Annotated in this window: 22 protein-coding genes; 11 read left to right on the top strand and 11 right to left on the bottom strand. The window is 40.6% G+C overall.

Annotated elements, in window-relative coordinates:
- Nucleotides 1-49 precede the first annotated feature (49 nt).
- Nucleotides 50-1,696, bottom strand: a complete 1,647-nt coding sequence (locus AAW12_RS22550) for a carboxylesterase/lipase family protein (RefSeq protein ID WP_197084141.1) — start codon at nt 1,694-1,696, stop codon at nt 50-52.
- 164 nt (nt 1,697-1,860) lie between these two features.
- Nucleotides 1,861-2,493: a hypothetical protein gene (locus AAW12_RS22545; protein WP_046675912.1), complete on the bottom strand. Its 633-nt coding sequence runs from the start codon at nt 2,491-2,493 to the stop codon at nt 1,861-1,863.
- Between the two features lie 208 nt (nt 2,494-2,701).
- Here AAW12_RS22545 and AAW12_RS22540 point away from each other — a divergent pair, with 208 nt between their 5' ends.
- The 5 genes from AAW12_RS22540 (at nt 2,702) to AAW12_RS26355 (ending at nt 6,049) form a co-directional block, all read left to right on the top strand.
- The gene (locus AAW12_RS22540; RefSeq protein WP_046675911.1) at nt 2,702-3,022 is read left to right on the top strand and encodes an ArsR/SmtB family transcription factor; all 321 of its coding nucleotides are present in this window, start codon (nt 2,702-2,704) and stop codon (nt 3,020-3,022) included.
- 1 nt (nt 3,023) lies between these two features.
- Complete coding sequence (locus AAW12_RS22535; RefSeq protein WP_046675910.1) at nt 3,024-3,488, top strand: SRPBCC domain-containing protein; 465 nt, start codon at nt 3,024-3,026, stop codon at nt 3,486-3,488.
- Nucleotides 3,489-3,496: 8 nt separating this feature from the next.
- Nucleotides 3,497-4,081: a YdeI/OmpD-associated family protein gene (locus tag AAW12_RS22530; RefSeq protein ID WP_231585336.1), complete on the top strand. Its 585-nt coding sequence runs from the start codon at nt 3,497-3,499 to the stop codon at nt 4,079-4,081.
- A 152-nt stretch (nt 4,082-4,233) separates the two neighbouring features.
- Entirely contained in the window at nt 4,234-5,793 is a 1,560-nt protein-coding gene (locus AAW12_RS22525) for a sulfatase (protein WP_053003937.1), read from the top strand.
- A 13-nt stretch (nt 5,794-5,806) separates the two neighbouring features.
- Nucleotides 5,807-6,049, top strand: coding sequence for a hypothetical protein (locus AAW12_RS26355; protein WP_156167733.1), 243 nt, complete (start codon nt 5,807-5,809; stop codon nt 6,047-6,049).
- Here the strand turns inward: AAW12_RS26355 and AAW12_RS22515 are convergent.
- From AAW12_RS22515 to AAW12_RS22500, 4 genes are all read right to left on the bottom strand, one after another.
- Nucleotides 6,020-6,769 (bottom strand): SDR family NAD(P)-dependent oxidoreductase, encoded by a 750-nt coding sequence (locus tag AAW12_RS22515; protein WP_046675908.1) that lies wholly within the window; start codon nt 6,767-6,769, stop codon nt 6,020-6,022. The two genes, AAW12_RS26355 and AAW12_RS22515, sit on opposite strands and share 30 nt — an antisense overlap.
- Nucleotides 6,770-6,878: 109 nt before the next feature.
- A complete protein-coding gene (locus AAW12_RS22510) occupies nt 6,879-7,562 on the bottom strand; it encodes a hypothetical protein (protein ID WP_046675907.1) in 684 nt (227 codons plus the stop codon).
- Between the two features lie 107 nt (nt 7,563-7,669).
- Nucleotides 7,670-8,194 carry a hypothetical protein gene (locus AAW12_RS22505; protein ID WP_046675906.1) on the bottom strand — a complete coding sequence of 175 codons (525 nt, stop codon included), beginning with the start codon at nt 8,192-8,194 and terminating at the stop codon, nt 7,670-7,672.
- Nucleotides 8,195-8,198: 4 nt separating this feature from the next.
- Nucleotides 8,199-8,498 (bottom strand): hypothetical protein, encoded by a 300-nt coding sequence (locus tag AAW12_RS22500; RefSeq protein WP_046675905.1) that lies wholly within the window; start codon nt 8,496-8,498, stop codon nt 8,199-8,201.
- A 143-nt stretch (nt 8,499-8,641) separates the two neighbouring features.
- Between AAW12_RS22500 and mazG the strand changes: the two genes are divergently transcribed.
- The 4 genes from mazG (at nt 8,642) to kdsB (ending at nt 11,991) form a co-directional block, all read left to right on the top strand.
- The gene (gene mazG / locus AAW12_RS22495; protein ID WP_046675904.1) at nt 8,642-9,454 is read left to right on the top strand and encodes a nucleoside triphosphate pyrophosphohydrolase; all 813 of its coding nucleotides are present in this window, start codon (nt 8,642-8,644) and stop codon (nt 9,452-9,454) included.
- A 76-nt stretch (nt 9,455-9,530) separates the two neighbouring features.
- A complete protein-coding gene (gene trpS, locus AAW12_RS22490) occupies nt 9,531-10,529 on the top strand; it encodes a tryptophan--tRNA ligase (RefSeq protein ID WP_046675903.1) in 999 nt (332 codons plus the stop codon).
- A gap of 12 nt (nt 10,530-10,541) precedes the next feature.
- Entirely contained in the window at nt 10,542-11,159 is a 618-nt protein-coding gene (locus AAW12_RS22485; RefSeq protein WP_046675902.1) for a deoxynucleoside kinase, read from the top strand.
- Nucleotides 11,160-11,247: 88 nt separating this feature from the next.
- Nucleotides 11,248-11,991 carry a 3-deoxy-manno-octulosonate cytidylyltransferase gene (gene kdsB / locus AAW12_RS22480; RefSeq protein ID WP_046675901.1) on the top strand — a complete coding sequence of 248 codons (744 nt, stop codon included), beginning with the start codon at nt 11,248-11,250 and terminating at the stop codon, nt 11,989-11,991.
- 6 nt (nt 11,992-11,997) lie between these two features.
- Here kdsB and AAW12_RS22475 read toward each other — a convergent pair whose 3' ends face one another.
- The 3 genes from AAW12_RS22475 to AAW12_RS22465 are packed head-to-tail and all read right to left on the bottom strand — an operon-like array spanning nt 11,998 to nt 14,614.
- On the bottom strand, nt 11,998-12,903 hold the full coding sequence (locus AAW12_RS22475) for an aldo/keto reductase (RefSeq protein WP_046675900.1): 906 nt from the start codon (nt 12,901-12,903) through the stop codon (nt 11,998-12,000).
- Entirely contained in the window at nt 12,890-13,621 is a 732-nt protein-coding gene (locus AAW12_RS22470; RefSeq protein WP_046675899.1) for an FKBP-type peptidyl-prolyl cis-trans isomerase, read from the bottom strand. The genes AAW12_RS22475 and AAW12_RS22470 overlap by 14 nt, the downstream gene beginning before the upstream one ends.
- A gap of 6 nt (nt 13,622-13,627) precedes the next feature.
- Complete coding sequence (locus tag AAW12_RS22465) at nt 13,628-14,614, bottom strand: glycosyltransferase family protein (protein ID WP_046675898.1); 987 nt, start codon at nt 14,612-14,614, stop codon at nt 13,628-13,630.
- Between the two features lie 219 nt (nt 14,615-14,833).
- Here AAW12_RS22465 and AAW12_RS22460 point away from each other — a divergent pair, with 219 nt between their 5' ends.
- Both AAW12_RS22460 and AAW12_RS22455 read left to right on the top strand, forming a co-directional pair.
- A complete protein-coding gene (locus AAW12_RS22460) occupies nt 14,834-15,745 on the top strand; it encodes a zinc dependent phospholipase C family protein (RefSeq protein WP_231585335.1) in 912 nt (303 codons plus the stop codon).
- A gap of 101 nt (nt 15,746-15,846) precedes the next feature.
- Nucleotides 15,847-17,733: a TonB-dependent receptor plug domain-containing protein gene (locus tag AAW12_RS22455; protein WP_046675896.1), complete on the top strand. Its 1,887-nt coding sequence runs from the start codon at nt 15,847-15,849 to the stop codon at nt 17,731-17,733.
- A gap of 152 nt (nt 17,734-17,885) precedes the next feature.
- Here AAW12_RS22455 and AAW12_RS22450 read toward each other — a convergent pair whose 3' ends face one another.
- Nucleotides 17,886-18,599, bottom strand: coding sequence for a ThuA domain-containing protein (locus AAW12_RS22450; RefSeq protein WP_046675895.1), 714 nt, complete (start codon nt 18,597-18,599; stop codon nt 17,886-17,888).
- A gap of 121 nt (nt 18,600-18,720) precedes the next feature.
- Nucleotides 18,721-19,788 carry a 3-dehydroquinate synthase gene (gene aroB / locus AAW12_RS22445; RefSeq protein ID WP_046675894.1) on the bottom strand — a complete coding sequence of 356 codons (1,068 nt, stop codon included), beginning with the start codon at nt 19,786-19,788 and terminating at the stop codon, nt 18,721-18,723.
- Nucleotides 19,789-19,804 lie beyond the last annotated feature (16 nt).

Raw genomic sequence — 19,804 nt, 5'->3', positions numbered from 1 at the left:
GCCCTTAGCGATAAATGGTTTTTATTTGACCGTAAAATAAAGAAGGTATCTATCTGGATTTATATTCACGGTCGACAAACATTTTATCCAGAAAAAGATACCTGTTCCGGAACTCTTCAGCAGAAGCTTTCACCTCGGTATTCAAATTCAAGATATTCATACACTTATCTTTTGCTGTTGTTTTCGGCCAGGCTGGAAGTCCTTTTCCATTTGGATCACCCGTCTTGATAAAATTAACAAAGTACTGCTGACCAAGTTTCGAAACCTTGTAATCATCTTCTGCCCAGGCAAAAACATCATTACTCTGCAGATTTCCCAATAAATATTCGATATCACTGGCATGGAAAGCTCCCGGCAGGGGCTGTGGGCTTTTTTCCTTGTCTTCTTGTGTAGATTTCTTGCTAATTCCTCCGGCAAGCCCGGTTTGTGCATCACGATATGCCGGTTGCATGGGTGGCCGCGGTTTACCGAATATATAAACGAAGACTGGCTGGCCGCTATTCTTTCGTTGCAGGTCAAGCCATTTCCAAGTACTATACACAATAAAATTATCGCTAGCTAATGCAGTTGCCGATTCAATGACTTCTGCCTCGGTCTTCCCTGGATACTCCTTGAGCACTTCCTCAGCTTTAACACCAAACTGTGCTCTTACCAACTTCTCATAATTCTCCGGAGATGGGTAAGATTTACCCATGTAAGCCATATAGGGAGCTTCCGTGGAAGTCCAACCGGCAAGCAAGGGAACCTTAGATTGCTCCCCGGCTTCAAAAATAGCCAATGGAGATCGCGGCAAAAAATAGCCATCAACAATCAAACGGGTAGTGAAGGCTCCTGGCTCGCTGGCTTTATCTAGAAGTTCGGCCGCAGGAATTTCACGCAGTTGATCAAGACCTGTGGCATTTACCCGCGATGCAAATGCAACACCCTGTTGTTCCTGCTCAGTAATAGAGGCTGTACCATACCGTAAGTTAAAGACACTTCCGCTCTGACCGATAGCACGCGTAAACAACCCCTTGGATAGCGGACTAGTCATTTGAGCGGAAACAGACATACTTCCTGCCGACTCGCCACCGATGGTGACCGCATCGGGATCACCGCCGAATGCAGCTATATTTTTTTTGACCCAAACCAAAGCTGCATGCTGATCCAGCAGTCCATAATTTCCTGAAGCATGTTTCGGTGATTCCTCCGTTAATGCTGGATGCGCAAAAAAGCCAAAGATACCAAGACGATAGTTGACAGTAACGACAATAAGACCTTCTTTGGCAAAACTTTCACCATCATAACGATTTTCAGATCCATCACCAGCATTGAACCCCCCGCCGTAAAAATAAACTAAAACAGGAAGTTTGCCTGAATGAAGGCTCTTTGGACGCCATACATTCAGGTAGAGACAGTCTTCACTGATCCCCGGCGACCGAAATCGCATATCCCCATAGATCGGTTTCTGCATCGGAGAATAACCAAAATGATCTGCTTTGCGGATGCCAGACCAGTGTTCAGCAGCTTGCGGCTCTTTCCATCTCAGATCGCCTACTGGGGGTTTTGCAAAGGGGATCCCTCGGAAGGACTCGACCCCGCTTGACAAGATAATCCCTTCTAGCCCCCCCTCTTCAACCTTTACCTGTGGCATTTGGGCGAAAACAAACGATGCAACCAAAAGCCCAACAACTGTAAAAAAAATCTTTTTCATCATAACATTCATTTACAACTCTAGAGTTTTATTCTTACAGTTAAAATACAAAATAAAATCTATACCACCGTGATAGACTGGCATTTCACCGCAAAAACCTAAAGAAAATTTAACCAATAGACAAATACCTGCAGCAGCCGGATGCTTGCTTGCAGTGATCAACGCATTTAGTTGGTCAGCCAAATAAAAAGTAGCATAAGCCATTGGACAAGAATACATGTCCAAAATGGCTTACTACTTGCTGTGGTCAATATTTCGAGTACACCAATAAACTTTGACCTTATAATAGCATAGAAGCTAGTGTTATTATCCAAATCCAAAGAATCAAACTTCACTTTGTTCAGACCAAAAATGACAATGCGCCGCACCCAAGGACCCTCAATTTTGGTATTTTTTACGTCATTAATCAGTTTAAGTTTCGCAAACGAATAATCAGCGACATTTTGTATTACATCGGGCTGATTTGATTGAAAAATTAAGAGTACTTTGTCAAATGCCGGCAGAATGAGATCATCCTGCCTTTCCTCCAAGACAAGACTTGCAATCTTTGAAAACACATATTTGTTGCTGAAAATAAAAAGTAATACAGGTAGCAGGATCAATCCAATCAGCCAAAGGAATTTAGCCACGGCTTGTACAGGACTGACTGTCGAAAAGAAAGCTTCATGACTAGCATTAAATTGTAAACTACCAACCACCAAATAAAGTAAAGTCGAAACAATAGCCAGCAAATAATATTTGACTAAAGTTTTCGTCCCCAATACGCTCAATTTTTTTAAGTACGATAACTGTGTTTTCATCTTGTTATAATTAATTACCCTAATTTAGCATTATTCGCCAAACATTGATCCGTAGGTTTAATTCTCGATTGTTTTCATTTTAAATCCGCCAGAAAAGAATTTTTATTCGTCATCTCCTTTTCTGCCAACCGATTTTCTCCACAGAAATGTAAAAAATATTTGCGTAGCTAAATAACTACACGTATATTCGTAGTCAAATGACTTCAAAATGAACTTAAGACGAGATGTTTTCCAAGCTATAGCAGATCCAACAAGAAGAGCGATCTTACTTCTTTTGGCCTCACAAGCCATGACTGCAGGTGCAATTGCAGCCAACTTCAACACCGCAAGACCGACAGTTTCAAAACATTTACAAATATTGACGACATGTGAGTTATTAAAGTCTCAACAAAATGGACGTGAGATATACTATCAACTCAACCCAACGAAGATGAAAGAAATTGCAGATTTCATCGAACCTTTTCGTCAAATGTGGGATGACAGATTCAATAAATTGGAAGCTATTATGCAAAACTACAAGAACAAATAATATGGAGGTAAAAACCAACGTCCAGGCTGAGGATAATAAACAGGAGATTGTCATTACAAGAGAGTTCGATTTACCTGTTGAACTGCTCTTCAAAGCATACGAGGATCCCGAAATTTTTGAACAGTGGATGGGAACCAAAGTCCTGAAATTGGAAAATAAAACGCATGGTTCCTATGCGTTTGAAACTTCCAATAATGGCCAGGTCATGTTCAAAGCAAATGGAACAATACACGAATTCCTGCCCAATCAACGTATCACACGGACGTTTGAAATGGAAAACAGTACATTTCCCGTACAATTGGAATATTTAACATTTGAAAAAATAGGTGCAGAACGTAGCAGGCTTCACATCCATATTATATTTCAGTCGGTCGCGTTTAGAAACCAGCTGCTACAGATGCCTTTTGCGCAAGGAATCAATATGGCGCACAACAGATTACAAGAAATTCTTTCCAAACTTACCTAAAGCACTACATGATGAATCCAAAAATTGAACATTTTTTTGAAAATGCGACAAGATGGAATGAAGAATTCAATCTGTTGAGAGAAATTGTCCGTGGCAACAAAACACTGCAAGAGGATTATAAATGGATGCACCCTTGTTATACATTTGAAGGTAAAAATGTCGTATTGATACACGGCTTTAAAGAATACTGTGCGCTGCTATTCCACAAAGGTGTATTATTAAAAGATCCCAAAAATATATTGATCCAGCAAACCGAAAATGTTCAATCGGCCAGACAGCTTAGATTCACCACTGTTGAACAGATTGAATCATTAAGAGAGGTGATATCGGCATATATTCAGGAGGCCATCGAAATTGAAAAATCAGGTAAGAAAGTGGACATGCGAAAAGCTGCAGATTACCCTGTACCGGAAGAATTTAAGCGCGCCTTACTGGAAGACCCTTTGCTCCAAAAAGCCTTTCAATCACTTACGCCTGGTCGGCAAAAAGGATATCTATTCTACTTTAACCAGGCAAAACAAGTGAAAACTCGCGAGGCAAGAATCGAAAAATACTACCAGCATATTCTCGATGGAAAAGGTGTCGATGACTAACATATTTATTACAGTTTATTCGCGATATAGTAGTCTATAAAGAGTAGATTTGTCTACAATCAAATAGACAGAACTAGACCAAGACGAACGATTATAGCAATTATCGTAATCCGGTATACTCAATTCGTCGACTCATATATCGCTGAATTCACATGAATAAAAAATTAGTATTGCTCCTCTGCGGCCTCTTGCCCATTTTTTCACAAGCACAGAAAAAGAACAACGCAACACAACGACCCAATATCGTCTTTATCCTGACGGACGATTTCACGGCCCAGGCATGGGGCGTATACGGTGGTATTTTAAAAGATTTTGTCAAAAATCCGAATATTGAAAAATTAGCCAGTCAAGGGGCGGTGCTAAATAATACCTTCTGTACAAATTCCATTTGCACCCCTAGCCGTGCAACCATACTGACAGGACAGTACAGTAATAAAAACCAAGTTTACACACTTGAAGATGCATTGGATCCCAATAAGGAAAACATCGCTAAGGATCTGCACCATGCAGGCTACCAAACTGCTGTTTTTGGAAAATGGCACCTGAAAAAAAGGCCAAGTGGATTTGACGATTTTAAAGTTCTTCCTGGGCACGGTGTTTATCATAACCCGACTTACCTCTCTAAAGACAACTGGAATGATAAAGAAGAGGCTGGCACACCTTACGAAGGCTATGTTGATGATATCACCACAACGATGAGTCTGGACTGGTTAAAATCACGCGATCCAGACAAACCCTTCTTTTTAATGTGTCATTACAAGGCGACCCATGAACCCTTTGATTTTGCTGAGCGATTCAAAGATTACTACAAAGATGTGGAGTTTCCTTATCCTCCTACATTTTTGGACTCAGGAGCAATCACGACTGGACGCTCTTTTGAAGGCCAACCCTTGGAAGAGCTTGGCCGCCGTTATGAGCAAGCTTCCGTTGGTCCCTTTTGGACATCTTATCCCGAGCTTCCGTTTTCAACAAAAGGAATGGACCCTTTAGAAGCTCGCAAAAAGATCTACCAAAAGTTCATCAAAGATTATCTGCGTTGCGTCGCTGGGATTGATGATAATCTGGGAAAAATTATGCATTACCTTAAAACCGCAAATTTGGACGAAAATACCGTTGTGATCCTAGCTTCCGATCAAGGTTACTTCTTGGGAGAACACAATTTCATGGATAAACGTCTCATGTACGAAGAATCACTGCGCATGCCTTTTGTAATCAGCTACCCCAAAGAAATCAAAGCGGGTAGTCGATTAGACGATATGATTCTAAATATCGATTTCGCTGCGCTATTTGCAGACTATGCCGGCATCAAAAAACCCGCTTACATCCAAGGTGAAAGCTTCCGGAATAACCTCAAAGGAAATACATCCAAAGCATGGCGGTCTGCCCTATATTACCGTTACTGGCAACATGCACCAATACGCCCTGCCCACCTTGGAGTCCGTGATGAACGTTACAAACTGATTTATTTTTACGGACAGCCCTTAGAAATGACAGGTAGTGATTCCAAAACAACAGCACCAGCCTGGGAATTCTACGATCTACAACAGGACCCCATGGAAACACACAATGCCATTCTGGACAAAAAATATGTCAAAGAAATTGCCCGGTTGAAGAAAAAGCTGACTAAACTAAAAGCCGAAGCAGGCGATGATGATGCAACAAGACCCGCTTTTCAGCAGGTCCTCAAGCAAGAACACTTAACCGTTAAATAATTAAATACAAGCGATGGATTTAAAGCATCTATTTTCGTTTATACCATTCTTATTTACCCTTGACGCTTCTGCAGCTTCCATTACAGATGGGAATAAACCGGCTCCACCTCCAAACACCGTTATTATTTTAATGGATGATATGGACCTGCTGCCAACCATCGTCAACTCAATTATAATAAAAACGGGGATCCAGCTTTGGATCCCCGTTTTTATTAAACGACCTCTGTTAAACAGCGGTGTAACCGCCATCAACTAAATAGTACCCTCCTGTCATAAAGGATGATTTATCCGAACTTAGGAAAAGAACCAGTTCAGCGACTTCCTCGGCCTTTCCCAAACGTCCAATAGGGTGTTTACTAATTAATGCATTGATATGTTCTTTATCCAACTTCGCCAATAAAGGGGTATCAATATAGCCAGGTCCAACCGCATTGCAACGAATATTTTTTTGACCATATTCTGCACCAATATTCTTTGTCAATCCCACAACAGCATGTTTGGCTGCAGTATAGGCACTTGACATTGGAGCAGCAACAGTACCATGAATGGAAGCCATATTCACAATAACTCCGCCTCCATTTTTTTCCATCGCCTCCAGCTGATATTTACAGCCATAAAATACGCCATTGAAATTAATATCGATAACTTTTTTCCAGCCATCTAGACTATACTCTCCAGTTAGAGCAGCCTCTCCCCCAATACCCGCGTTGTTACAGGCGATATCGAGCCGACCAAATGTTTTGACTGCAAAAGCTACCAACGCCTCATTGTCAGCAGGAGATGAGCTATCTGCTTTAAAGAACGCAGCCTCTCCTCCCAGAGATTCAATTTGTTTTACTGTTTCCTGGCCAGCTTGCTCATTGATATCTGAGACAACGACCTTTGCTCCTTCTTTACCGTAAGCCATTGCAACAGCCAGTCCGATCCCCGAACCAGCTCCCGTTACCAAAGCTACTTTATCTGCTAAAATTTTCATATGCTACAAATTTTATGATAAATACAATTTACTAAAAGCAACGCGGAATAAAGCAGAAGCGGACATTTACTTCATTTAAAACGAAACTAAAATGACATTTCTAGACGGGTTAGTTCTGTAGCTGCGGATATTTTTTATATAATCTATCCAAAAACAAACGCCCCATCAATTGGAGCTTGGCTTGCGTTTCAAACATACCTGAACCTGGAGAAATAATACCATGCGGCATACGCTGAACAGTGCCATAATACATGATATCGAGCCCATTTCCATTGAGGTCAAGATGCATTTTCTTAGGTTTCAAGCCCATAACGGAGCCCATACGCGTTACCTTTTCAGCATTTGTAATCTGCGCAGTCCGTGCATTGAGCAAGGTTTCATGATCGAAAACCAAATGGTCTCTCACCTCCCCCTCATCAAAAAATACGTAATGCAATTCGTTGTTGCTAAGCACCAGATAAGAAGCGTTATCCCGTTCATTGTACCGAGCCTTTACTCCTACAGCCGCCCAAGCAACAGTCTTCGCTGCTGTTGCCGCAGCCGAAGCAACTTTATCCCCAACCGTTGCAATATACGCGCATTGCGTAAAGGCGTCGATTGGAGCGCCGTTCAATTGTTTTCTTAATTCGCTAAATTCATCATTTAACAATTCATCTTTTACGCCTGGAGCTAGGCCAATCCCGGATTCACCTTCATATTTTTTGGCCGTCTCCTTTTGCTTTTTCATCATCATAAGAGAAAAAAACACGCAAGCTACAACGATAACAGCAAAAATGCCGATGTACAACATCATAAAATAAAATTTAAAATGGGTTTATAATTCAATAAAAATCCAAAAAAGGAACAACCTAGTCAGTTTTCCTTTTTTTTAATATAATCGGCTACAAAAATTTTGCCAGACTAAAGAATTTTATCCGGGTAGTGAATATTATTTAATGCGGTTTGGTGCATATCCACCCAAATAGCGCTGTTTGACTGCAGTATAAGCCAATTTGGAGAGCTTCGCATGTCGGCATCGGCATCATTATTATAAACGGCCGGAAAATCAGACTCTTTGGCCCGAAGCAAAACGACGATCGTACCTGCCATAAACAAAGGAATATCACCCAAAACAAGATTATAGAATCCATCTTCAAGCAATCCTGGGCTAAATCGCTGTAAACTGTCGTAACTACGCTCCAATTTGCCAATCAATTTTTCCAGTTCATGTGGGTAGTGAACCTCAACATAAGACTCAAACAGCCTCGACCCTTTGTCGTAGGCGCCTGCTTTCATCAGGTTGAGTGCTTCATTTCTATACACCTGCAACCAACGATCTGACCCGAGATCATGATATTCCGCTGCCGCATCTTTACCATCCCGTTTCAGGGCCCAAAGTTTAAGCTGCTCAAGCCGCTCGGTGGTTTCCATTTCATTTTTTCCCATAAGACTACCGCTCCCGTTCCCTAAGCTCTAATTGTAATAGAATATCGCGCTTTTTACCTTCAATTAAAGATAAATTGCCAGCAACAAAAACGCCTTTCTGTCCTGAATTTTTGCTGATACCATATACAGTCGATTCATCATCAGGATCTGACGCTCCTTCGTAGCGAAATAAGTAGTCAATTTTATACTCATCAGCATGAGCCAACAAATCGTCAAATTCGATATTATAGTCTATTGTGTAACCTAAGTTGTTTAATTTTTCCAAGGCAACACTTGCAGAGGAGTATCCATGCATTCTTTCCATAGTTGATTGTTCTAAATCCGATCTAAATTCTAATTTTTATAATTTATTATAAAACGATTGACAAAAGGGTTTTGTTTTCCGCAAATTGAAATAGTTTATTCAAAATCATATGTCTACTTTTGTGCTACCAAACACGATGAAATATGGCAAATCTAGCAGCACCAGCTTATCAGCATACACCTCAATTGGCATTTCAACGATTACTCGATGTCTTATATACCTTACGGATTGAATGTCCTTGGGATAAGAAACAGACCATGGAAACCCTTCGCCATTTGACGATGGAGGAAATGTATGAATTAACCGACGCCATTTTGGAAAAAGATTATCCCGAAATAAAAAAAGAACTTGGTGACGTCTTGATGCACCTTGTATTCTATGCGCGCATTGCCGAAGAAGAGGGACAGTTCAATATCGTAGACGTACTTAATGCAATCTGTGATAAATTGATTACGCGGCATCCTCACATCTACGGTAACACCAATGCCGATACAGAAGATCAAGTCAAATCCAATTGGGAAACAATCAAGCTCAAAGAAGGCAACACATCTGTTCTTTCCGGTGTCCCGAAAGGTCTGCCGGCATTGGTGAAGGCGTATCGTATTCAAGATAAAGTGCGCGGTGTCGGCTTTGACTGGGAAGATAAGAAACAAGTATGGGAAAAAGTAGAGGAAGAACTGGCCGAATTTAAAGCTGAATTTAATCTAGAGACAGCACTTCCAATGGATCAGGAAAAAGCGGAAGGCGAATTTGGCGACCTCTTATTCTCCTTGATAAATTATGCACGGCATATGGGTATAAACCCCGAAAATGCGCTTGAACGTACCAACAAAAAATTCATTGCACGCTTCACCTATCTGGAACAAAAAGCAGCCGAAAATAAGCAGCAACTGCAGGAAATGAGTTTAGCAGAAATGGACGTTTATTGGAATGAAGCTAAAAAATTGAAAAAATAAAGCAATTCCTATAAAAGGCGGGCAGCGACCGAATTTAATTCGACTTTGTCAAATTTATGCGTAAATTCGCAGCAATATGGAAACAGTTGTTAGCGGTATCAGAAGTACCGGAAAATTACATTTAGGAAATTATTACGGCGCATTGAGCAATTTTGTGAAAATGCAAAACGAATATAATTGCTTTTTTTTCATTGCGGATTTACATTCACTAACGACCCACCCCACTCCTCATGGACTTCAGGGAACGGTTCGCCAAGTTATTGTTGAATATTTAGCAGCAGGAATAGACCCTGAAAAATCGACTATTTACGTTCAATCTGATGTTCCAGAAGTCGCGGAGCTCTATCTATACATGAATATGAACGCCTATCTCGGCGAGCTTGAACGCGCTACAGCTTTTAAAGATAAAGTTAGAAGCAATCCCGACAATGTTAACGCTGGTTTATTGACTTATCCGGTTTTGATGGCCTGTGATATCTTGATTCATCATGGTACAAAAGTCCCTGTAGGAAAAGATCAGGAACAACATTTGGAGATGACGCGGACTTTTGGTAATCGCTTCAATCGCTTATATAATGTAGATTATTTTAAAGAGGCATTTGCGTTCTCTTATTCTGACAAATTGGTGAAAGTTCCTGGACTTGCAGGCCAAGGAAAAATGGGTAAATCTAACGGTGAAGCTGATTGTATTTATCTATCGGATAGTGAAACCGTAATTCGTAAAAAGGTGATGCGCGCAGTATCGGATTCAGGCCCGACGGAGATGAACCAGCCTAAACCTGAAGCTATCCAAAATCTTTTTGACTTAATGAAGGTCGTATCTACTGCAGACACATTACAGCATTTTGATGAACTCTATAACAAATGTGAAATTCGTTATGGTGATTTCAAAAAGCAATTGGCCGAAGATATGGTCCTTGCCACCAACGATGTACGCTCCCGTATTGAAGAAATATCAAACGATGATGCATACATTGCTAAAGTTGCAAAAATGGGCGCTGAAAAAGCAAGCGAGTCCGCACGCAAGACCCTGAAAGAAGTTCGTGAGATTATTGGTATTAGAAGATTTTATTAAGCTAGAAATAATATGCACATAGCTATCGTTGGAAATATAGGTGCCGGCAAAACAACATTAACCGAAATGTTGGCCAGTCACTTTAAATTTGAACCTCAGTTTGAAGCTGTAGACAACAACCCTTATCTGGAAGATTTTTATTCGGACATGAAACGCTGGGCTTTCAATCTTCAGATTTTTTTCCTCAACAGTCGCTTTAGACATATTGTAAAATTGCAGGAAACCGGCATTGATATGATTCAGGACCGTACCATTTATGAAGATGCTTATATCTTTGCCGAAAACTTGTATGATATGGGCTTAATGAGCGCACGTGATTTTGAAAACTATAGTAATATTTTTCAAAGCATCATCCACTATATCAAACCGCCGGATTTATTGATATACCTCAAAGCCTCTGTCCCTACCCTGGTGAATAATATCCAAAAAAGGGGCCGTGATTATGAGTCTGCAATTCGTTTGGATTATTTGTCAAAGCTAAACGATAAATACGATAAATGGATCAATAATTACAAAGACGGTAAGGTCATGATTCTCGACAAAGACAATCTGGATTTTACCACAAACCCAGAGGACCTCGGAAATATCATTCAAAAGATCGAAGCCGAATTATTTGGATTGTTCGAATAATTGCGATATCAAAAAGCCTGTAAGTCAATTGATTTTACAGGCTTTTTAATAAACGTGCATTTCCTCAGCCAATGATAAAAAATAAAAAATGAAATTTTTAGGTATTATTCCTGCCCGATATGCATCGAGCAGATTCCCTGGAAAACCGCTAATCGACATCGAAGGAAAAACGATGATCCAGCGTGTCTATGAACAGGTCAAAAAATCAACAAAATTAAACGAGGTTGTTGTTGCTACTGACGACCAACGCATCGCACAGACTGTACGCTCTTTTGGTGGCGAAGTCGTCATGACCGCAGCGCATCATCAATCGGGAACAGATCGTTGCGCCGAAGTCATAACGAATATAGGAGGCTATGATGTTGCCATCAATATACAGGGTGACGAACCCTTTATCGACCCCGCACAAATTGATCTTTTAGCAAATTGTTTTGAAGATCCCACTACGCAGATTGCGACCTTGGTCAAGGAAATTACAGCAGAAGAGGAGCTATTTAATGTAAACATACCCAAAGTTGTCCGAAACACCAAAGGAGAAGCCATCTACTTCAGTCGGCAAACCATTCCTTTTTTAAGAGCCGTGGAAAAAGACCAATGGTTACACAGACAAACATTCTATAAACATATTGGAATATATGCCTACCAGGTAGATACATTAAAAGCCCTGACACAACTTCCTATTTCTATGCTAGAAGAAGCAGAGGCATTGGAACAGCTACGCTGGTTAGAAAACGGTTACGCCATTCAAACGGCAATTACAACGCATGAAACTGTCGCCGTGGATACAAAAGAAGACCTCGCTAAAATATTAAGACTATTTTTCAATAAATAGTAAAGCTTACCGGTGTTCGGTATAGTATAACGACCGGACACCTTCCAATAGAACCTGCTTATCCGAATCACTTAATTTGATCATCTGCTCTTTTGCTCTGATCAATTCATCCAATTGCAATTTTGTACTCACACCAACAAGTGCTGTTGCTACTGCTGCATTAGAAAGCACATAAGAAAGAGCAACAATCATATTGTCTTTTCCGATACGTTTGGAAAGATTTGCCAAGTTTCTCACGATATGGGCCACCTCTCCCGAACTATATTGGAGAAAAGGTTCAATAGGTTTGTTAATGAGAACACCTTTGGCTAATACGCCGCGTACGACGATACTTACACCCCGTTCTTCCAATAAGCTACTGATTTCTTCTTCAGGTCTTCTATCCAATAAGCTGTATTGCATCATAACTGAGGCCATATCAGATTTGGATAAAAATGCCTTAATAACATTTGGGCGAATTGATGAAAGACCGTAAGCACGGATTTTCCCTTGTTTCTTCAACAACTCAAACGCTTCAACAATCTCCTCTATCGGATCTTCTATCGTACCACCATGTAACTGATAGAGGTCGATGTAGTCCGTTTTTAGACGTGACAACGAACCTTCCACAGCCTTGATAATATAGTCCTTCGATGCCTTCCAATCCCAACCTGATCCATCTGCACGCCAAAGGTTACCAACTTTCGACGCCAACACAATTTGTTTGCGAAAGCTTTGCACACCTTCCCCAACGATCATCTCATTTAGCCCCTTATCGTAGAGGTCAGCGGTATCGAAGAAAGTGATCCCTTTGTCGTAAGCTTTTTGGATAATATCTTTCGATTGTTTGGACTGATTGCTTTTTAGCGACATACAGCCCAAACCTATTTCCGAAACGATTAAGCTTGTATTACCTAATTTACGTTGTTCCATCTGCGCCAATATCAAGCAATTCTACCTCAAACACCAATGTGCTGTTTGCCGGAATTTCACCTGTTGCCCGTTCGCCATACGCTAATCTACTTGGTATGAAAAATTTATACTTTGCACCCTTAGACATTAACGGGATTCCAATCTGCCAACCTTTGATCACCTGACCCAAGGATAGTTTCAATGGCTCCTTACGGTCATATGAGCTATCAAATTGCTTTCCATTCAATAAGGTACCTTTATAATGCACTGTTACCTCATCGTCACTTTTCGGTTTTGGCCCTTCGGTTTGACTTAGAACAAGATATTGAATTCCCTCAGCTGTAGATTTCATCCCAGGAACCTTTGCATTTTCGGCAAAAAATTTATCTTCTTCAGCACGGCTAGCAGCCTCTTTTTTAGCACGAACGTCCATAATCGCCTGCTGGATAACAGCTCTTCCTTGGCCATCTTCCAATAGCGATTTCTCCCCTTTCAGAACATCCGAAATTGCTTTTGCAATGACATCTGACTTCAAATAATCGATCTCAATAGACTTTAGGGAATTTCCGATATCGGCACCAAATGCATAAGACACAGAATCGGCCTTCGTTTTCAGTTGATTTGTTGCACTTGGTTTAGTTGCGACGACCTTCTTCTTTGCCGTCGTGTTCGTTTTTTTTTGTTGAGCAAATCCTGTGACTGTCGTCAAGGATAATAGGGCTAATGCGATATACTTCATGTTTGTTTAACGGTGCTTCTGCACGATTTCATTTATAATTTCTTGCGTGATATTAGGGTAATCAACGTCAACCCTAGATTTACTGTTGAGCCAGGCTTCTATCGCCAGCATGTTCTTCTGTTTTAAACTCGAAATTACAGGCACTCCCATCTCTTCCAATGACGCTGCATTCAAATGCTGCTCATACTGGTTTTTCATTGGGATAACTAACAGTTTCTTTTTCAAATATAACGCTTCTGCCGGTGTTTCAAAACCTGCCCCACATAAAACTCCAGAAGAAGATGCCATACTATCAATAAAAGATTGGTTATTGATCGGTCTTATCGTTACATTTTTCATGTCAAATGCCTTTGAATTGTGTTTACTAAAGACATCCCATTTCACGTCCGGAAACTTCATCAAATGCTTTAAAAGATGCGCATCGTCATATGCGGGGAGGTAAACCGTGTAATGTCCCTGATCGGTGACATTTAATTCACGAACAGCATTGCGGATAACCGGTGGATAAATGTTCTTGCCGTACCGCTTGAAATGGAAACCATAGGAATGGGTAGACGGAGCATAATTTTTCATGATAAATTTGCCCAACATGTCACTATCTTCTGGCTTGGGGCTCGATGGGTCTAAGGCAGCGATCTGATGGCTCAAGCCAATGCATTCTAAATCTTTTGAATGACAAGCCCAGGCAGAGATCGGTTCAAAATCATTGATCACCAAATCATAGTTTTCGATGGGTAAGCTCTTAATTTCATTCGTAAATTTGCGGATCGTCGAACTCATAAAAGTTTTCCACAGGTCTACCCCGCCGGATTTACCAAAGATAAAACTCAGCCCGTGATAACGGTATTTCACTTCAAAAGGTAATGATAGATCCGCTTGAATTCCACTAACCAAAACATCGACTTCCCCTAACTCCCTCAGACAGGGGACAATATCCATTGCACGGCTCAGATGTCCGTTTCCTGTCCCTTGTACGGCATACAATATTTTCATAATGACTGCATTTTGTGTCGGCAAATTAATCAATTTTAACGAGTATCAATATTATTTTATTGTTTAGTTATGTTAAGAAAATATAAATTAACATCAATAAAAAATGCAGTTAATCCATTTTTAATTTTCCTTTATGTATATTTAATATCAACAATTAATTAATAGCCAGTTTGATACCCCATGAAGTCTCTATTTTATCAGATGCTTTGCATAATCGCCATGCTAATTTTAACATCGTGGGGATTTTTTGCGCATAAAAAAATTAATCATTATGCCGTTTTCGCCCTACCAGCAAAGTTGGCAAAATTTTATAAATCCAATATCGACCTTATTACCGAAAAAGCGGTCGATCCAGACAAACGTTGCTTCACAGATAGCGCTGAAGGCCCGAGGCATTTTATCGATATGGAGGACTACCTTAAGGAAAGTACAATTGATACCATACCCCTACATTGGTCACAAGGCAAAGAAAGATTTCAAGAAAGTCAATTGTTAAAAAATGGTATAGTACCCTGGCAAATCAACCTTACCTATCAAAAGCTTGTTAAGGCCTTTCAAGCAAAAGATTATAAACGGATCATCAAACACTCAGCAGAACTGGGCCATTATATTGCAGACGCCCATGTTCCATTGCATACGACTAAAAATTACAATGGACAGCTCACCAATCAACTAGGCATACATGCATTCTGGGAAAGCCGCTTACCGGAAATGTTTTCCGAAAAATACAACCTTCGCGTCGGAAAAGCGAGCTATATCAAAGATCCTCTACAAGAAGCCTGGGTTATTGTTTACGAAAGTAATCGCCTTGTGGATTCTGTCTTAACGATTGAAGCTGGTCTCGATCGTCAATTTAAGGCATCTCAAAAAAAATCATTTATTGAACGAAACAATCAACTGGTATGGACCTACTCTGATAATTATGCCAGAGCCTATCATGAAGCCATGAACGGTATGGTAGAAAGGAGAATGCAAAAAACCATCTTACGTGTTGCCTCCTATTGGTATTCCGCCTGGCTCGAATCTGGCCAACCCGATTTGACCAACATCGAAAAAATAAAAAGCACCAACAAGCAAGATCACATCGATATAACAGGGAAAAAGCGTATCGGTCGAGAAGAATGGATATAAGAAGGTTATAGAACACCACCCGGACTACCAATATTATTCGCGCCGGACTATTTGTTTTTTAATCTGCTAAGCTACTTTTGCAGCGTAAAATCTAGGAAAACATGTTGAATAAGAATATTACGTTAACAAAACTTGCACTAGTACTGAGTATTGGAGCCGCGACTGCGCAGATTAAAGACACAACCGCTTTGGGTGAAGTCATCATTAATCAAAATCGCTTACAGATCCCTTTTTCAAAACAAAGCAAGAACATCCAAATATTGACGCAGGAAGATATACAGAGACTACCAAATCGATCAATCAACGAATTGCTTAGCAATATCCCAGGAGTTGATATTCGCCAACGTGGACCATTCGGTTCGCAGGCAGATATAAGTATCGACGGAGGCTCTTTTGAACAGACGGCGATCCTACTCAATGGTGTTAAAATCACCGATCCACAGAGTGCCCATCACAATATGAACCTTCCGGTTCCGCTGGAGGCCATCGAGCGTATCGAAATCATTCGAGGACCAGCATCCAGAATTTTCGGCATTAATGCGCTAACTGGCGCCATTAACATCGTGACAAAAAAAATGGAATCGAATCAGATTAGCGCCCAAGTGTATGGTGGTTCTTCATTCAAAGATAATGAGCAGACAAGTGCAGGCAAGTATTATGGTAAAGGTGTTCAGCTTGGCTCACAGTTCTTAACCAAGCAAACAAGCCACGGTTTATATTTTGGCCACGAAGATTCGAATGGACAACGCTATAATACAGCCTCTAACAATAATAAACTCTATTATGACGGGACATATCAACCGAATACAGCCAATATGATAAAAGCCAATGTTGGCTATATCAACAATCAATTTGGAGCCAATGGTTACTATGCTGCACCGAATGACAAGGAAGCTTATGAACAGGTTAAGACAGCTTTCGCTTCCCTGCAGTCCAAGCATCAATTAACACAGGCATTTTCCATCAGTCCACGCATCAGTAACCGCTACAACGAAGATGAATATTGGTATTTAGGCAGAGAAACAACCAAAGGTAGGTCCAAACATTACAGCAACGTCTTTGGAGCTGAAATCAATGCCACATTGGAGCAAAGTTATGGTACATTTGGCTTAGGATTAGAAAGTCGATTTGAACGCATCAATAGCACCAGTATTGGCGACCATAACCGGGAGAATTACGGTGGCTACCTTGAATTCAAAACAGAGGCGATCGAAAAACTGATGATCAACTCAGGTGCCTATATCAATTATAACTCAAAATTTGGCTGGCAGGTATTCCCGGGGCTAGATCTAGGATATGATATCACCGAACATTGGAAGATTGTAGTCAACGCAGGTTCTAGCCAACGTATCCCTTCCTTCACGGATCTTTACACCAATCAGACAGCCAACGTCGGAAACCCCACACTGAGCTCTGAAAATGCCTATCAGATCGAAGGTGGTATAAAATACTTATCCAATCGAGTTATTGCGCAAGCGGGCTATTTCCATCGAAGGATAAACGATTTTATCGACTGGCAAAAAGAGGATGCCAATACCGGAAGCGGAACGGTCGTTCCATGGAAACCGATTAATATTGGAAAAAACAAAATTGATGGATTCAATGCTTCATTCCGATATAATATCAATGATCCCAGTGCAACGACACGATACTTTACAACGCTAAGTTATAATTATCTCAATCCAAGCATAACACTAGCAGATGGGATACTATCCAAATATGCTATTGAGAGCCTAAGGCATCAAGTTATTGCCAACTTTACCATAAACTACAAGAATTGGATGTTCACTTCTGCCAACCGCTTTAATGAGCGTATCAGTTACAAATCTTATTTCATTGCTGACGTACGAGGATCGTACCAATTCCAAGACTTAAATATCTTTGCCGATGTACAAAATATATTTGACAAGAGTTATATAGAAGCTGCGGCCGTTCCAATGCCCGGTCGTTGGTTTAGTGTGGGGGCAAAATATAAACTAAACTATTAAACCCGAGCAAATGGTGAAATCAATAGTCTTCCGATTTCGCTATTCTCGAAAAAAAAGTCCCAAATGGAATGACCATTTGGGACTTTTCATTGTGTCCTTGTTAAAAAGCCACGTAAGGTACGCCCTATTTAAGAAAATCGGTCAATAGCTTACTATTTCTTAGGAAGAACAGATAGAATTCCTCCAATGAGATGTTTTTGGAATTCAGGTTCGTCATAGGACTCATCGGTATGTCCAAGCCCGGTATAGAATACTTTCCCCCCGTCGTAGCTTTGGGTCCAGGAAATTGGATGTTGATCACCCATTTTTCCATTCTGGTAGCTTTTTTCATCCAGATTCATCAAAACATGCAGACCACCCTTCACATCCTTGAAGTTATACCACTCATCCTTGTGCCACCAGATCGGATCGAGGTGCTTGGTAGCTGGATGTTTTCTATCCAGTACATCAATTTTGGCTTTTTGTACTGCAGGATGAGACGCAAAATATGCCCCTACAAGACCATTATACCAGGGCCAATCAAACTCAGTGTCCGTCGCCGCATGGATACCCACAAATCCTTTTCCCGATTGTATATACCGCACAAATGCTTCCTGTTGCGCACTATCGAGAATATCGCCGGTTGTGCTCAGAAAGATAACGGCGTCATATTTGTTCAATCCCTGATCGGTAAACAGAGCTGCATCCTCCGAATGATCAGATTTTATCTTTTCTTTATCAAGCAATTGCTTAAGTACCTGCGCACCCTTTTCGATGCTTCCGTGTCTAAACCCTTTTGTCTTGCTAAAGATCAATACTTGCCTTTGTGCCTGAACAGCAGCTGATATCCCCAACAGGAGAAACAGAAAAACGAAGATTCTATTCATGATATAAATGGTTATTATGATGATTAAAGTTTAGATTTACTATTTTACGAAACGAAATCGCGATAAAAATAGCTGTAAAGAAAAGCCGTGCATTCTCCCGATACACGGTTTTTCTGTTTTATTATGGTGTGATTAGCTCACGGTAAAAATCAAGGCTTTCAATAATATCTTCCTCAGAAACGTAGATATCATATTGACAACTGCCAATTTGGTCAAGCAATGCAAAACCGATCTGATTGGACAAATTTTTCTTATCATTTCGCATCAAATCCAACAAGGCTGTATCAATGGATGAATCAAATGTATAATCTTTAAAGTATTTTCTGAAGGTTTGGATCAAATCGTTTAATTCATCCAAAGGCAGACCATTCAATTTATGCGATAGATACCCCTCACAAATCATTCCCGCTGCAATAGCTTCTCCATGTAATAAAGGTGAAGCATCATTCAACAACGAGTATCCCTCAATAGCATGACCAATTGTATGACCAAAGTTTAATATTTTACGTAGTCCTTTTTCTTTCGGATCCTCAAGGATAACACGGTTTTTGATCGAAACAGAATGCTTGACCAAAGAATTGTCGATTTGATCGATCTCCAATTTTTTCACTCGCTCGTAGTAATCCCGATCGAAGATCAGTCCATGTTTGATTACTTCAGCAAAACCTGAGATTAACTGACGCTGATCTAAGGTTTTCAAAAACTGGCTCGAAATAAATACTGCTTGAGGTTGTGCAAAAGTTCCAATAATATTTTTCACACTGCCCATATCAATACCGGTCTTACCTCCTACCGATGCATCTACCTGGGAAAGTAAAGTCGTCGGAATTTGAATAAAATCCATCCCTCTTTTGAAAGTTGACGCTGCAAATCCCCCCATATCGGTGACTACCCCACCACCCAGGTTGATCATCAACGAATGCCTATCCGCTCCGAAATCGAGCATATTATGCCATACGCCAATACAGAAATCAATATTTTTATTTTCCTCGCCAGGATCTACTTCTATCACATCATAATTCGCCAAATTGGGTAAGGCCTGCTGAAATAAGGGTAAACAATTATCCAAGGTGTTGGTATCCACCAAGACGATGATCTTTGAGTAACTGCGCTCAGCTAAAAACGCCTCCAAAGAGGCCAACGTATCATCAAAATATACCTGATAGCCCAAACTTTCTATGACTTCCATTCTACGATTCTTTAAG

Source organism: Sphingobacterium sp. Ag1 (genome assembly GCF_000988325.1).
Classification (GTDB): Bacteria; Bacteroidota; Bacteroidia; order Sphingobacteriales; family Sphingobacteriaceae; genus Sphingobacterium.
The sequence above is the reverse complement of the archived record's forward strand: the minus strand, read 5'-3'. Positions and strand labels throughout refer to the sequence as shown.

Coding starts and splice junctions, on each gene's coding strand:
- AAW12_RS22460 (WP_231585335.1), top strand. CDS start 14,834: ATGCTAATTTTAACATCGTGGGGATTTTTTGCGCATAAAAAAATTAAT.
- AAW12_RS22545 (WP_046675912.1), bottom strand. CDS start 2,493: ATGAAAACACAGTTATCGTACTTAAAAAAATTGAGCGTATTGGGGACG.
- AAW12_RS22470 (WP_046675899.1), bottom strand. CDS start 13,621: ATGAAGTATATCGCATTAGCCCTATTATCCTTGACGACAGTCACAGGA.
- aroB (WP_046675894.1), bottom strand. CDS start 19,788: ATGGAAGTCATAGAAAGTTTGGGCTATCAGGTATATTTTGATGATACG.
- AAW12_RS22455 (WP_046675896.1), top strand. CDS start 15,847: ATGTTGAATAAGAATATTACGTTAACAAAACTTGCACTAGTACTGAGT.
- AAW12_RS22515 (WP_046675908.1), bottom strand. CDS start 6,769: ATGAAAATTTTAGCAGATAAAGTAGCTTTGGTAACGGGAGCTGGTTCG.
- AAW12_RS22530 (WP_231585336.1), top strand. CDS start 3,497: ATGATGAATCCAAAAATTGAACATTTTTTTGAAAATGCGACAAGATGG.
- AAW12_RS22535 (WP_046675910.1), top strand. CDS start 3,024: ATGGAGGTAAAAACCAACGTCCAGGCTGAGGATAATAAACAGGAGATT.
- AAW12_RS22540 (WP_046675911.1), top strand. CDS start 2,702: ATGAACTTAAGACGAGATGTTTTCCAAGCTATAGCAGATCCAACAAGA.
- kdsB (WP_046675901.1), top strand. CDS start 11,248: ATGAAATTTTTAGGTATTATTCCTGCCCGATATGCATCGAGCAGATTC.
- AAW12_RS22450 (WP_046675895.1), bottom strand. CDS start 18,599: ATGAATAGAATCTTCGTTTTTCTGTTTCTCCTGTTGGGGATATCAGCT.
- AAW12_RS22500 (WP_046675905.1), bottom strand. CDS start 8,498: ATGGAAAGAATGCATGGATACTCCTCTGCAAGTGTTGCCTTGGAAAAA.
- AAW12_RS22475 (WP_046675900.1), bottom strand. CDS start 12,903: ATGGAACAACGTAAATTAGGTAATACAAGCTTAATCGTTTCGGAAATA.
- AAW12_RS22465 (WP_046675898.1), bottom strand. CDS start 14,614: ATGAAAATATTGTATGCCGTACAAGGGACAGGAAACGGACATCTGAGC.
- trpS (WP_046675903.1), top strand. CDS start 9,531: ATGGAAACAGTTGTTAGCGGTATCAGAAGTACCGGAAAATTACATTTA.
- AAW12_RS22485 (WP_046675902.1), top strand. CDS start 10,542: ATGCACATAGCTATCGTTGGAAATATAGGTGCCGGCAAAACAACATTA.
- AAW12_RS22550 (WP_197084141.1), bottom strand. CDS start 1,696: ATGATGAAAAAGATTTTTTTTACAGTTGTTGGGCTTTTGGTTGCATCG.
- AAW12_RS22510 (WP_046675907.1), bottom strand. CDS start 7,562: ATGATGTTGTACATCGGCATTTTTGCTGTTATCGTTGTAGCTTGCGTG.
- AAW12_RS26355 (WP_156167733.1), top strand. CDS start 5,807: ATGGATTTAAAGCATCTATTTTCGTTTATACCATTCTTATTTACCCTT.
- AAW12_RS22505 (WP_046675906.1), bottom strand. CDS start 8,194: ATGGGAAAAAATGAAATGGAAACCACCGAGCGGCTTGAGCAGCTTAAA.
- AAW12_RS22525 (WP_053003937.1), top strand. CDS start 4,234: ATGAATAAAAAATTAGTATTGCTCCTCTGCGGCCTCTTGCCCATTTTT.
- mazG (WP_046675904.1), top strand. CDS start 8,642: ATGGCAAATCTAGCAGCACCAGCTTATCAGCATACACCTCAATTGGCA.